Annotated in this window: 14 protein-coding genes and 1 pseudogene; 9 read left to right on the forward strand and 6 right to left on the reverse strand. The window is 46.9% G+C overall.

From position 1 onward, the window contains the following. Nucleotides 1–14 precede the first annotated feature (14 nt). The 5 genes from dacA (at nucleotide 15) to lipA (ending at nucleotide 4728) form a co-directional block, all read left to right on the forward strand. Complete coding sequence (gene dacA, locus ACUU1M_RS09480) at nucleotides 15–1226, forward strand: D-alanyl-D-alanine carboxypeptidase DacA (protein ID WP_001092085.1); 1212 nt, start codon at nucleotides 15–17, stop codon at nucleotides 1224–1226. A gap of 110 nt (nucleotides 1227–1336) precedes the next feature. Further along, on the forward strand, nucleotides 1337–1600 hold the full coding sequence (gene ybeD / locus ACUU1M_RS09485) for a DUF493 family protein YbeD (protein ID WP_000850550.1): 264 nt from the start codon (nucleotides 1337–1339) through the stop codon (nucleotides 1598–1600). Between the two features lie 100 nt (nucleotides 1601–1700). After that, nucleotides 1701–2342 carry a lipoyl(octanoyl) transferase LipB gene (lipB, locus tag ACUU1M_RS09490; protein ID WP_000284044.1) on the forward strand — a complete coding sequence of 214 codons (642 nt, stop codon included), beginning with the start codon at nucleotides 1701–1703 and terminating at the stop codon, nucleotides 2340–2342. 258 nt (nucleotides 2343–2600) lie between these two features. Next, nucleotides 2601–3554 carry a YbeF family transcriptional regulator gene (locus ACUU1M_RS09495; RefSeq protein ID WP_000378041.1) on the forward strand — a complete coding sequence of 318 codons (954 nt, stop codon included), beginning with the start codon at nucleotides 2601–2603 and terminating at the stop codon, nucleotides 3552–3554. A gap of 208 nt (nucleotides 3555–3762) precedes the next feature. Next, entirely contained in the window at nucleotides 3763–4728 is a 966-nt protein-coding gene (gene lipA / locus ACUU1M_RS09500; RefSeq protein WP_000042632.1) for a lipoyl synthase, read from the forward strand. Nucleotides 4729–4828: 100 nt separating this feature from the next. On the opposite strand, the gene tatE is transcribed toward lipA, so the two are convergent. Next, a complete protein-coding gene (gene tatE / locus ACUU1M_RS09505; RefSeq protein WP_000503931.1) occupies nucleotides 4829–5032 on the reverse strand; it encodes a twin-arginine translocase subunit TatE in 204 nt (67 codons plus the stop codon). A gap of 128 nt (nucleotides 5033–5160) precedes the next feature. Further along, nucleotides 5161–5949 carry a deaminated glutathione amidase gene (locus tag ACUU1M_RS09510; protein ID WP_005073260.1) on the reverse strand — a complete coding sequence of 263 codons (789 nt, stop codon included), beginning with the start codon at nucleotides 5947–5949 and terminating at the stop codon, nucleotides 5161–5163. Nucleotides 5950–6041: 92 nt separating this feature from the next. Here ACUU1M_RS09510 and crcB point away from each other — a divergent pair, with 92 nt between their 5' ends. Continuing rightward, nucleotides 6042–6425 (forward strand): fluoride efflux transporter CrcB, encoded by a 384-nt coding sequence (gene crcB / locus ACUU1M_RS09515; protein ID WP_000939738.1) that lies wholly within the window; start codon nucleotides 6042–6044, stop codon nucleotides 6423–6425. A gap of 53 nt (nucleotides 6426–6478) precedes the next feature. Here the strand turns inward: crcB and cspE are convergent, their stop codons facing one another. Continuing rightward, nucleotides 6479–6688 (reverse strand): transcription antiterminator/RNA stability regulator CspE, encoded by a 210-nt coding sequence (cspE, locus tag ACUU1M_RS09520; RefSeq protein WP_000034825.1) that lies wholly within the window; start codon nucleotides 6686–6688, stop codon nucleotides 6479–6481. Between the two features lie 174 nt (nucleotides 6689–6862). Then, nucleotides 6863–7423 (reverse strand): lipid IV(A) palmitoyltransferase PagP, encoded by a 561-nt coding sequence (gene pagP / locus ACUU1M_RS09525; RefSeq protein ID WP_005049488.1) that lies wholly within the window; start codon nucleotides 7421–7423, stop codon nucleotides 6863–6865. 587 nt (nucleotides 7424–8010) lie between these two features. Between pagP and dcuC the strand changes: the two genes are divergently transcribed. Continuing rightward, nucleotides 8011–9396, forward strand: a complete 1386-nt coding sequence (gene dcuC / locus ACUU1M_RS09530; RefSeq protein WP_199882179.1) for an anaerobic C4-dicarboxylate transporter DcuC — start codon at nucleotides 8011–8013, stop codon at nucleotides 9394–9396. Nucleotides 9397–9436: 40 nt separating this feature from the next. On the opposite strand, the pseudogene ACUU1M_RS09535 reads toward dcuC, so the two are convergent. Both ACUU1M_RS09535 and ACUU1M_RS09540 read right to left on the reverse strand, forming a co-directional pair. Next, nucleotides 9437–9778: pseudogene (locus ACUU1M_RS09535) on the reverse strand (response regulator); the annotation flags it as partial. Nucleotides 9779–10115: 337 nt separating this feature from the next. Then, nucleotides 10116–10625, reverse strand: coding sequence for a DNA-binding protein (locus tag ACUU1M_RS09540; RefSeq protein WP_000833599.1), 510 nt, complete (start codon nucleotides 10623–10625; stop codon nucleotides 10116–10118). A 179-nt stretch (nucleotides 10626–10804) separates the two neighbouring features. Between ACUU1M_RS09540 and ACUU1M_RS09545 the strand changes: the two genes are divergently transcribed. Beyond that, nucleotides 10805–11041 (forward strand): helix-turn-helix domain-containing protein, encoded by a 237-nt coding sequence (locus ACUU1M_RS09545; protein WP_014532185.1) that lies wholly within the window; start codon nucleotides 10805–10807, stop codon nucleotides 11039–11041. After that, nucleotides 11016–12647 (forward strand): transposase domain-containing protein (locus tag ACUU1M_RS09550; RefSeq protein ID WP_449144663.1); only part of this gene is annotated, 1632 nt, incomplete at its 3' end. The genes ACUU1M_RS09545 and ACUU1M_RS09550, both read left to right, overlap by 26 nt.

Below are 12647 nucleotides of genomic sequence, written 5' to 3' on the forward strand. Positions count from 1 at the left end.
TCGTAGTTCAGACCATGAATACCATTTTTTCCGCTCGTATCATGAAGCGCCTGGCGCTCACCACGGCTCTTTGCACAGCCTTTATCTCTGCTGCACATGCCGATGACCTGAATATCAAAACTATGATCCCGGGTGTACCGCAGATCGATGCGGAGTCCTACATCCTGATTGACTATAACTCCGGCAAAGTGCTCGCCGAACAGAACGCAGATGTCCGCCGCGATCCTGCCAGCCTGACCAAAATGATGACCAGTTACGTTATCGGCCAGGCAATGAAAGCCGGTAAATTTAAAGAAACTGATTTAGTCACTATCGGCAACGACGCATGGGCCACCGGTAACCCGGTGTTTAAAGGTTCTTCGCTGATGTTCCTCAAACCGGGCATGCAGGTTCCGGTTTCTCAGCTGATCCGCGGTATTAACCTGCAATCGGGTAACGATGCTTGTGTCGCCATGGCCGATTTTGCCGCTGGTAGCCAGGACGCTTTTGTTGGCTTGATGAACAGCTACGTTAACGCACTGGGCCTGAAAAATACCCACTTCCAGACGGTACATGGTCTGGATGCTGATGGTCAGTACAGCTCCGCGCGAGATATGGCGCTGATCGGCCAGGCATTGATCCGTGACGTACCGAATGAATACTCGATCTATAAAGAAAAAGAATTTACGTTTAACGGTATTCGCCAGCTGAACCGTAACGGCCTGTTATGGGATAACAGCCTGAATGTCGACGGCATCAAAACCGGACACACTGACAAAGCAGGTTACAACCTTGTTGCTTCTGCGACTGAAGGCCAGATGCGCTTGATTTCTGCGGTGATGGGTGGACGTACTTTTAAAGGCCGTGAAGCCGAAAGTAAAAAACTGCTAACCTGGGGCTTCCGTTTCTTCGAAACCGTTAACCCACTGAAAGTAGGTAAAGAGTTCGCCTCTGAACCGGTTTGGTTTAGTGATTCTGATCGCGCTTCGTTAGGGGTTGATAAAGACGTGTACCTGACCATTCCGCGTGGTCGCATGAAAGATCTGAAAGCCAGCTATGTGCTGAACAGCAGTGAATTGCATGCGCCGCTGCAAAAGAATCAGGTCGTCGGAACTATCAACTTCCAGCTTGATGGCAAAACGATCGAGCAACGCCCGCTGGTTGTGTTGCAAGAAATCCCGGAAGGTAACTTCTTCGGCAAAATCATTGATTACATTAAATTAATGTTCCATCACTGGTTTGGTTAAAAATTGAACACTTGAAAGTGTAATTTCCGTCCCCATATACTAAGCATCAGTAAAAAAACTCCCGCCTTCTGGCGGGAGTTGCTATTTAATTACGTTACGCCGGAGCTGACATGAAAACCAAACTTAACGAACTGCTTGAATTCCCTACTCCTTTTACTTACAAAGTTATGGGGCAGGCGTTACCTGAGCTGGTTGATCAGGTGGTTGAAGTGGTACAGCGCCATGCGCCAGGTGACTACACCCCAACGGTAAAACCAAGCAGCAAAGGCAACTACCACTCGGTATCTATCACTATTAACGCCACTCATATCGAGCAGGTTGAAACACTGTATGAAGAACTGGGCAAAATCGATATTGTCCGCATGGTTCTGTAACTCGCTTCTCCGTTACCCGGCTCCTGGTCGGGTAACTCCCCTCTCCTCGCTGTGATATACTTTTCCCCCACTTTTACTCATTCTCCACGGAGATGCCGTTTTGTATCAGGATAAAATTCTTGTCCGCCAGCTCGGTCTTCAGCCTTACGAGCCAATCTCCCGGGCTATGCATGAATTCACCGATACCCGCGATGATAGTACCCTTGATGAAATCTGGCTGGTCGAGCACTATCCGGTATTCACCCAAGGTCAGGCAGGAAAAGCGGAGCACATTTTAATGCCGGGTGATATTCCGGTGATCCAGAGCGATCGCGGTGGGCAGGTGACTTATCACGGGCCGGGACAACAGGTGATGTATGTGTTGCTTAACCTGAAACGCCGTAAACTCGGTGTGCGTGAACTGGTGACCTTGCTTGAGCAAACAGTGGTGAATACCCTGGCTGAACTGGGTATAGAAGCGCATTCTCGGGCTGACGCGCCTGGTGTCTATGTCGGGGAAAAGAAAATTTGCTCACTGGGTTTACGAATTCGACGCGGTTGTTCATTCCACGGTCTGGCATTAAACGTCAATATGGATCTTTCACCATTTTTACGTATTAATCCTTGTGGGTATGCCGGAATGGAAATGGCTAAAATATCACAATGGAAACCCGAAGCGACGACTAATAATATTGCTCCACGTTTACTGGAAAATATTTTAGCGCTACTAAACAATCCGGACTTCGAATATATTACCGCTTAATTCCATACATCAATGGCCCAATTTACACTGGGTCATTACTCATAATACCTGCTAATGCTTTACATCTCCTTCGCGTTTGTATATTTTCTTTATCACTTGCAGAAATGCGGTGCCACGCTTTGCTCCGTAACTCACCCCATTGATTAACCTATTGAAATAGTTGATTATGGTGAGCAAAAGCGTTCCGTTCCAATTAGACATAAGATTATTGTAATTTTTTAAATATTATTTTTCCATGAATAAAATTGGAGTAAGTGCGTGGATAGTAATAATCAAATTGAACCCTGTTTAAGCAGAAAGTCGTCAGAAGGTAAACCACAAATATTTACAACCTTACGAAATATTGATCTTAACCTTCTGACTATTTTTGAAGCTGTATATGTACATAAAGGGATCGTTAATGCAGCGAAAGTGCTTAATCTGACCCCCTCGGCAATCAGTCAGTCTATTCAGAAACTGCGCGTTATATTCCCTGACCCATTGTTTATTCGCAAAGGCCAGGGTGTCACTCCTACCGCATTTGCGATGCATCTACATGAGTATATCAGTCAGGGCCTTGAGTCCATTCTTAGCGCGCTGGATATCGAAGGAAGCTATGATAAGCAACGAACGATAACTATTGCGACCACTCCCTCGGTCGGAGCCCTGGTCCTTCCTGTCATCTATCGGGCGATTAAAACTCACTATCCGCAGCTTTTACTGCGCAACCCGCCCATCAGCGACGCGGAAAACCAACTCAGTCAGTTTCAAACCGATCTCATCATCGATAACATGTTTTGCACCAATCGTACGGTGCAACATCATGTTCTGTTCACCGACAATATGGTGTTAATTTGCCGCAAGGGAAATCCACTACTCTCTTTAGAAGATGACAGAGAGACTATCGACAACGCTGCGCATGTACTTCTGTTACCGGAAGGGCAAAATTTCAGCGGTCTGCGGCAGAGAGTTCAAGAGATGTTTCCGGACCGGCAAATCAATTTCACCAGCTACAACATTTTGACAATCGCTGCACTGGTTGCCAACAGTGACATGTTAGCGATTATTCCCAGCCGTTTTTATAACCTGTTTAGTCGTTGCTGGCCGCTGGAAAAACTGCCTTTTCCGTCCTTAAATGAGGAGCAAATAGATTTCTCTATCCACTACAACAAATTCAGCCTGCGTGATCCCATCCTGCACGGAGTAATAGATGTTATCCGTAATGCATTTTGAAAAAGTATTGTTACAGCCAGATCACAGCGCAGAACGATAAAATGGCACAATCCAACAACAATTTTACATTTTCGCGACCGCTTTGGCTGCTTTCAGGTCCGTTTCAATGATATACTGCCAGTCGTTAATTCAAAAATAGTTGATAATTACAACAATCTATTGAATTGAAACGCTTTCCTTCGTAATTCGCAACTGGAACACGCACGCTATGAGTAAACCCATTGTGATGGAACGCGGTGTTAAATACCGCGATGCCGATAAGATGGCCCTTATCCCGGTTAAAAACGTGGCAACAGAGCGCGAAGCCCTGCTGCGCAAGCCGGAATGGATGAAAATCAAGCTTCCAGCGGACTCTACACGTATCCAGGGCATCAAAGCCGCAATGCGCAAAAATGGCCTGCATTCTGTCTGCGAGGAAGCCTCCTGCCCTAACCTGGCGGAATGCTTCAACCACGGCACAGCAACGTTTATGATCCTCGGCGCTATTTGTACCCGCCGTTGTCCGTTCTGTGATGTTGCCCACGGTCGCCCGGTAGCTCCTGATGCCAATGAACCAGTGAAACTGGCGCAGACCATTGCCGATATGGCGCTGCGTTATGTGGTTATCACCTCCGTTGACCGTGATGACCTGCGCGATGGCGGTGCCCAACACTTTGCGGATTGTATTACTGCCATTCGGGAAAAAAGCCCGCAAATCAAAATTGAAACTCTGGTGCCGGATTTCCGCGGTCGAATGGATCGTGCTCTGGATATTCTGACTGCAACGCCCCCAGATGTGTTCAACCATAACCTGGAAAACGTACCGCGTATTTACCGGCAGGTACGGCCTGGCGCAGATTACAACTGGTCGCTGAAGCTGCTGGAACGCTTTAAAGAAGCGCATCCGGAAATCCCGACCAAGTCTGGTCTGATGGTGGGTCTGGGTGAAACCAATGAAGAAATTATTGAGGTAATGCGCGACCTGCGCCGTCATGGTGTGACGATGTTAACGCTGGGGCAATATTTGCAGCCAAGCCGCCATCACCTGCCGGTTCAACGTTACGTTAGCCCGGATGAGTTCGACGAAATGAAAGCCGAAGCGCTGGCGATGGGCTTTACCCATGCTGCATGCGGTCCGTTTGTCCGCTCTTCTTACCACGCCGATTTGCAGGCGAAAGGGATGGAAGTTAAGTAATCCTGTAATAATTACTTACATCTGTCTGATAAAAAACCCGCTTTTTGAAGCGGGTTTTTTGTATCGAACAAGATATTGAGGGAGCGTCCTGCTCGCCACGTCACTCTTTATGAGAGAGCTTTTCAGCCTGAAGATCAACGTCTGCGCCTTTTTTCGCCGCAGCATCGTCATCATTCATCGCCTTCTTGAACCCTTTAATGGCCGCTCCAAGGTCTCCGCCCAGCGTACGTAACTTCTTAGTCCCAAACAGCAGAACGACCAGCGCCGCAACTACCAGCAGTTTGGTAATACTAATCTCACCCATAGATACCTTCTTGACATATAACCGGCAACAGAACGCGCCTTAAAAACCAGAGAATATTAACGGTCATTCGACGCGCGCACACAATAGTAATCTGTAACAAGGTGAATCAAGCGCCGAGTAAAAAAACATCATAATAATTGCGGCGGCGCAAAGCGACGGTTGTTTAAGATGGGCAGTTGCGCGCGCACCTGACGCACACGTTCGGGCGTCACTTCCGCCATAATGAGTGCAGGCATTTCTGACGCTGCCGCAATGGTGACGCCAAAGGGATCTATAATCCGGCTTTGCCCGATATTTTTGTTCCCGCACTCCCCCGCCGCCACCATATAACAGGTGGTATCCAGCGCACGAGCGGCAAGCAACGTTGACCAGTGATGCTCTTTGAGCGGCCCACGAACCCAGGCGGCAGGAAGTACCAGGATTTCAGCTCCCTGTAAAGCCTGTGCCAGCGCCAGCTCTGGAAAGAGTAAGTCATAACAGGTCATCAGACCGACCTTCATCCCTTCCACCTCCAGTAACGGAGCTATTTCATTACCAGCATCAACATGGCGTGATTCCTGAATGGCAAATGCATCATAGAGATGCAGTTTGGCATAACGGGCGACGATGTTTCCTGCCTGAAGTGCCACCAGCATATTCCATGCGCGCCCCGGCGTTGAAGGAAGATGAATCGTCAGAATTGTCGTCATCATGTTACGTTTACTTTCTCGCCGTAAACGTCCGAGGAATTCGCCTTCCAGCAGCTGTGCTGATTTAACCGATAGATCTGCATCATGATCATCGCGCGCCAGCAATGCTTCCGGCAGGACAAACAGCGATACGTCGTTTTCCGCCGCCTGCGCCATCAACGAGGCACAAATCTCAGCGTTCTTTTCCCACACAGATGTAACAGCAAACTGTCCTGCAGCAACCAGCATTGCCACCTCCTGTCAGAGTCGTAAAATTCGCCAACGACGATTATTCGGCGTTACACTTATCACTCATACAAATCAAATAGCAGGATTTTGCAGTGTTACAACTTCTTTTAGCAGTTTTTATTGGCGGTGGTACGGGAAGCGTAGCGAGATGGCTGTTAAGTATGCGATTTAACCCGCTGCATCAGGCGATTCCGTTGGGGACGCTGGCAGCAAACCTGATTGGGGCATTCATCATAGGAATGGGATTCGCCTGGTTCAGCAGGATGACGAACATTGATCCAGTGTGGAAAGTATTAATCACCACCGGATTTTGTGGCGGTCTAACAACCTTCTCAACATTTTCGGCAGAAGTGGTGTTTTTGTTACAAGAGGGCCGCTTTGGCTGGGCATTACTGAACGTTTTCGTCAACCTTCTGGGGTCTTTTGCCATGACCGCACTGGCATTCTGGCTGTTTTCGGCCTCAACCGCACACTAAAGACCAAAAAAAACCCGCTGATTAAGCGGGTTTTGAATTCTTGCTGACGTATCTTACAGAGCGATTACGTTTGCAGCAGAAGGGCCTTTGGCACCGTTAGTGATTTCGAACTCTACGCGCTGACCTTCAGCAAGAGTTTTAAAACCATTAGTCTGGATTGCAGAGAAGTGTACGAACACGTCTTTGCTGCCGTCTTCCGGAGTAATGAAACCGAATCCTTTGGACTCATTAAACCACTTAACGTTACCTTTAATCTTAGACATCAAAATTACCTTTACATGAAAAATAGACACAAATGCTGTGTCGGTTATCAGTACACCAATTGTGGTACGCTTTGTCCAGTGCAACTTTACTAAAAAGTGATAAAAGTCGCGTTATTTTTGATGTTGCTTATTTTAGTTATTGATTTTAAAGAAGTTACTAAAACTTCATTTGTCTCAAAACTGAAAGCGCATCCAGGCAAAGTACACATTGCCATTGTTGTAGGTACCCGGAATGTAGGTCATCTGAAAAGTCACTGGGCCATAACCCACGGAGGCCAATGGCAGTAGAACCGGGAGAGGGATGTAATTCCAGTTATCGCGTGCCGTTACGCCAGCGGTGAATCCCAGACCTAAATGAAAATTTTCATCCGCCAGCGGTCGCCAGGTACTTTCCCATCCGTATCCGGCAATCGGTTCCCATTTGTTCCACGAGTCCTTAAATGCCATGGCATACAGGCCATGCCAGTTTCCTTTTTCATCCCAACGCGACAGGCCAAAACCGCCACCCCACGGTCGCTCGTTATAGCGATCGGTTTTTTCTTTGTCGTAAGCGAAACGTGCATGCCAGGTGATGGCAGGAATATATAAATCATAATGTTCAGGCTGTTGCCAGGTTTGTGCAATATTTTCTCTAAACGTTGTCATCCTCTCATCTGCGTTAGCAAAAACTTTACCAACGCTGATTAACTGAATAAAAACAAAGGAAAAGATAGCGACATATTTACTCACGTTCATTTGTGACCATAAAACATTTATCAAAAATCTACTACTAGCATAGCAAAGCTACAATTAACATAACCTTAATAGACCCAACATAAAGAATAATCTGAATAGCTGCTCTATTTATTTCCGCTTGTTCAAGTTAAATATTTCCGCGCATCGATTAAAGATGATGCGTCGTTTTCTGCGATGGGAATAGTCAAAAAAGAAAAACCAAGTCTTTTTTGATGACAAAATGCAATCAAGGAAAAATTATTTTATTTTTTAACGAGATACAACAATCATCTTAACGAAGCATATAATATATATCGTCAACCCATGCTCATATTAGATTATTTTTTGAGCGCACAGCCGCAGCTAACACCATTGCAATTAACAAATTTGCATCAATCCACCATCAATTTACACACATTATTATGTGATAATTGCCAACCGCTAAATATGCGTTTTGTTATCTATGTATAAAAACAGCAACTTCAATGTCTTAATGGCAGTTTTTCTTGATTTTAATCAGCATTCATCGCCAATTTATTGGGCATATTTTTTCCTTAAGCTTTAGGAAGTTTTTATTATTTACTTTGGGCCTGGAGACAGGAAAAATTATGCTGACATTCATTGAACTCCTTATTGGGGTTGTGGTTATTGTGGGTGTAGCTCGCTACATCATTAAAGGGTATTCCGCCACTGGTGTGTTATTTGTCGGTGGCCTGTTATTGCTGATTATCAGTGCCATTATGGGGCACAAAGTGTTACCGTCCAGCCAGGCTTCAACAGGCAACAGCGCCACGGATATCGTTGAATACGTTAAAATATTACTAATGAGCCGCGGCGGCGACCTCGGCATGATGATTATGATGCTGTGTGGCTTTGCCGCTTACATGACCCATATCGGCGCGAATGATATGGTGGTCAAGCTGGCGTCAAAACCATTGCAGTATATAAACTCCCCTTACCTGCTGATGATTGCCGCCTATTTTGTTGCTTGTCTGATGTCACTGCCCGTCTCTTCCGCAACCGGTCTGGGTGTTTTGCTGATGGCAACCCTGTTTCCGGTGATGGTAAACGTTGGTATCAGTCGTGACGCAGCAGCTGCCATTTGTGCCTCCCCGGCGGCGATTATTCTCGCACCGACTTCAGGGGATGTGGTGCTGGCGGCGCAGGCTTCCGAAATGTCGCTGATTGACTTCGCCTTCAAAACGACGCTGCCTATCTCAATTGCTGCAATTATCGGCATGGCGATCGCCCACTTCTTCTGGCAACGTTATCTGGATAAAAAAGAGCACATCTCTCATGAAATGTTAGATGTCAGTGAAATCACCACCACTGCCCCCGCGTTTTATGCCATTTTGCCGTTCACGCCGATCATCGGTGTACTGATTTTTGACGGTAAATGGGGTCCGCAATTACACATCATCACTATTCTGGTGATTTGTATGCTGATTGCCTCCATTCTGGAGTTCCTCCGCAGCTTTAATACCCAGAAAGTTTTCTCTGGTCTGGAAGTGGCTTATCGCGGGATGGCAGATGCGTTTGCTAACGTGGTGATGCTGCTGGTTGCCGCTGGGGTATTCGCTCAGGGGCTTAGCACCATCGGCTTTATTCAAAGTCTGATTTCTATCGCTACCTCGTTTGGTTCGGCGAGTATCATCCTGATGCTGGTATTGGTGATTCTGACCATGCTGGCGGCAGTCACGACCGGTTCAGGCAATGCGCCGTTTTATGCGTTTGTTGAGATGATCCCGAAACTGGCGCACTCTTCCGGCATTAACCCGGCGTATTTGACTATCCCGATGCTGCAGGCGTCAAACCTGGGTCGTACCCTATCACCCGTTTCTGGCGTAGTCGTTGCAGTTGCCGGGATGGCGAAAATCTCACCATTTGAAGTCGTAAAACGCACCTCGGTGCCGGTGCTTGTTGGGCTAGTGATTGTTATCGTTGCTACAGAGCTGATGGTGCTAGGAACGGCAGCAGCGGTCACAGGCAAGTAAATAGTAATACCGGAGGCAAGTTTCCTCCGGCTTTATCATGTCACCCACTGTGGTATATGCGTTGTGGTCTGCCAACTTTGCCGTGAACAATTTCAGCAATAATCAGATGGCGGCTGGCGCAATATTCAAGATAACGCCTGGCAGTGGTGCGGCTGATGGTCAGTGCCTGCGCCACCGTTTCTGCCGTATGTTGCACACCAGGCTCTTTAAACAGTTTTCGCACCGCGTTTAGCGTCAAGGGGTCAATGCCGGTCGGCAGTTCGTCTTTAGGTTCACCGCGAGCATAGGCATTAAACATCTCATCAATTTGCTTCTGGCTGGCGCTATCAATACTTTCCAGCATATGTTTACGCTGGCGGAAACGGGTTAGCGTTTGCCCCAGTGTATTGATTCACTTGAAGTACGAAAAAACCGGGAGAACATTGGATTATTCGGGATCTGATGGGATTAGATTTGGTGGGGCTTGCAAGCCTGTAGTACAAATTTTAGGCGTTAACCAATGAAACGCGAAAGATAGTAAAAAATTGCTTTTGTTTCATTGAAAAAACGAAAAACAAAAACACTATAAATCATTTCAATCATAGCTTCAAAAAACGTTCAAAACCGATAACAACCAGGCTGTCACCAAATGACTCATATCACAAATCAGCTCATGCCGTTTAGGTATGTTACATGTGTGATTATGTGAGGTGAAGTATGTTTTAGCTGGCTCATGGTTGTTATACGGCTTTTTTCGCATCTTGTGGTTCCAACAAAGGAGCTACAGGCTCTTCCTGTTTATGAACACCATACATTGACAAAATCTCTTGGCGAGTTTCTGGAGGTAATTTATGCAGCGCCAAAGCTGTTTGTAGTGTTTGGCGATCAATACCCAGCGTTGCCAATAGGGTGTCAACGGAGATGGAGGGGCGTTCTTGCATTAATCCGGAAAGCCCATATTTAGCCATGTTTAGCTCTATCTCTCGGACTTCATTTTCTCCTAGTTTATTGATTAACAGGGAGAACATTTTCAATGTATCAGCATTCATTTCTTCGATAGCAATTTTTTGCATAGCCGGTATTGCCGGGATATATTCAACCCCAGGCCCGCGACGCCCTTCTTGTGAACGCTTCGGCCATCCTTCTTTCTTTGCTCGTTTATGCACCCCCTGTATTGTCCCAGGCATTCCATCCAGTTCAGTAATTTGTTTGGGTGTCATCCACTGGTTTATCTCATTTGCGCTTTTCATAAACTAAGTTTACCAGATTTATCTATATAAAAATCAATGGATTACAAAATAAACCACATCAACTAATATAAACCTGTTGGGTTTATTTGGTTTATATGCAATGTATAAAATAGATAATCAAGACGAATTATTTGTTTTGATAACCCTTTATCATACGCAATATGGTTGGTGTGCGAAAGATGAGTAACGATTGGCATCGGGCCGACGTGATTGCGGCCCTCAAAAAAACAGGAACCCCTCTGGCAAAATTGTCCAGACGTTCAGGTTATTCAACCGGGACGCTTGCAAATGCATTAGTCAGGCCATGGCCTAAAGGTGAACGCATTATTGCTGACGCCTTAAACATGAAACCTGAGGAAATTTGGCCTAGTAGATATCTAAGGGATCACAATGAGAGAGTGGATATCAGCAATTGAATGCATGGGTTTATCTGGTTTACCTGGTTCATTAATGGGGGTTCACAAAAGAGCTCAGAGAGAAGGATGGCTCAAGAGAAGAAGAGAAGGAATTAGAGGGGGTGCTTACGAATACCATATATCTTCTCTTCCTAACATTGCTCGAGCTGAAGTTTTGCTCCAACAAGGAAAATTTAAAACCAGTCAGGGATGTTTTGAAATCGCCCGCCCCACGCTGGAAGCTCATGATTATGATCGTGAGGCACTATGGAGCAAATGGGATAAAGCCAGCGATTCCCAGCGCAGCCTGGCTGAAAAATGGTTGCCCTCAATTCAGGCCACAGACGAAATGCTGAACCAGGGGATTTCAACGAAAACGGCTTTTGCGACCGTTGCAGGGCATTACCAGGTCAGCGCATCCACTTTGCGGGACAAGTATTACCAGGTACAGAAGTTTGCGAAGCCTGACTGGGCGGCTGCACTTGTTGATGGACGTGGAGCATCCCGTCGCAATGTTCACAAAAGTGAATTTGACGAGGATGCCTGGCAGTTTCTGATTGCAGATTATCTGCGACCGGAAAAACCCGCCTTCCGCAAATGTTATGAGCGTCTGGAACTGGCAGCCCGCGAGCATGGCTGGAGTATTCCCTCCCGTGCCACGGCCTTTCGCCGGATTCAGCAACTGGACGAGGCAATGGTTGTTGCCTGTCGTGAAGGTGAACATGCACTGATGCATCTGATACCGGCACAGCCGCGAACTGTGGAACACCTGGACGCCATGCAGTGGATCAACGGCGACGGTTATCTGCATAACGTCTTTGTACGCTGGTTTAACGGTGATGTGATCCGTCCGAAAACATGGTTCTGGCAGGATGTGAAAACCCGAAAAATTCTGGGCTGGCGCTGCGATGTGAGCGAGAACATTGATTCAATTCGCCTCTCGTTCATGGATGTTGTGACTCGCTACAGTATCCCGGAGGATTTTCACATCACCATTGATAACACCCGTGGTGCTGCGAATAAATGGCTGACGGGAGGCGCGCCCAATCGCTACCGCTTTAAGGTAAAAGAGGACGATCCAAAAGGACTGTTTTTACTGATGGGTGCGAAAATGCACTGGACAAGCGTTGTTGCCGGTAAAGGCTGGGGCCAGGCAAAACCTGTTGAACGTGCTTTCGGTGTTGGTGGGCTTGAGGAATACGTTGATAAGCATCCGGCACTGGCTGGCGCATATACGGGGCCAAATCCGCAGGCAAAACCTGATAACTATGGCGACCGCGCTGTTGATGCAGAGCTGTTTCTGAAAACCCTTGCCGAAGGTGTGGCGATGTTCAATGCCAGAACAGGCCGTGAAACAGAAATGTGCGGGGGCAAACTCTCGTTTGATGATGTTTTCGAGCGTGAATACGCCAGAACGATTGTGCGTAAGCCAACCGAAGAACAAAAACGGATGCTGTTACTGCCTGCCGAGGCGGTGAACGTTTCACGCAAAGGCGAGTTTACGCTTAAAGTTGGCGGCTCCCTTAAAGGCGCGAAAAACGTTTATTACAACATGGCATTAATGAATGCCGGAGTGAAAAAAGTTGTGGTCAGATTTGATCCACAGCAGTTACACAGCACGGTTTAT

The organism is Shigella sp. SIG6 (assembly GCF_053555815.1).

Bases quoted from the DNA above. Each gene is read 5' to 3' on its own strand.
- dacA (WP_001092085.1), top strand. From the start codon at position 15: ATGAATACCATTTTTTCCGCTCGTATCATGAAGCGCCTGGCGCTCACC.
- ybeD (WP_000850550.1), top strand. From the start codon at position 1,337: ATGAAAACCAAACTTAACGAACTGCTTGAATTCCCTACTCCTTTTACT.
- lipA (WP_000042632.1), top strand. From the start codon at position 3,763: ATGAGTAAACCCATTGTGATGGAACGCGGTGTTAAATACCGCGATGCC.
- tatE (WP_000503931.1), bottom strand. From the start codon at position 5,032: ATGGGTGAGATTAGTATTACCAAACTGCTGGTAGTTGCGGCGCTGGTC.
- ACUU1M_RS09510 (WP_005073260.1), bottom strand. From the start codon at position 5,949: ATGCTGGTTGCTGCAGGACAGTTTGCTGTTACATCTGTGTGGGAAAAG.
- cspE (WP_000034825.1), bottom strand. From the start codon at position 6,688: ATGTCTAAGATTAAAGGTAACGTTAAGTGGTTTAATGAGTCCAAAGGA.
- pagP (WP_005049488.1), bottom strand. From the start codon at position 7,423: ATGAACGTGAGTAAATATGTCGCTATCTTTTCCTTTGTTTTTATTCAG.
- dcuC (WP_199882179.1), top strand. From the start codon at position 8,011: ATGCTGACATTCATTGAACTCCTTATTGGGGTTGTGGTTATTGTGGGT.
- ACUU1M_RS09540 (WP_000833599.1), bottom strand. From the start codon at position 10,625: ATGAAAAGCGCAAATGAGATAAACCAGTGGATGACACCCAAACAAATT.
- ACUU1M_RS09545 (WP_014532185.1), top strand. From the start codon at position 10,805: ATGAGTAACGATTGGCATCGGGCCGACGTGATTGCGGCCCTCAAAAAA.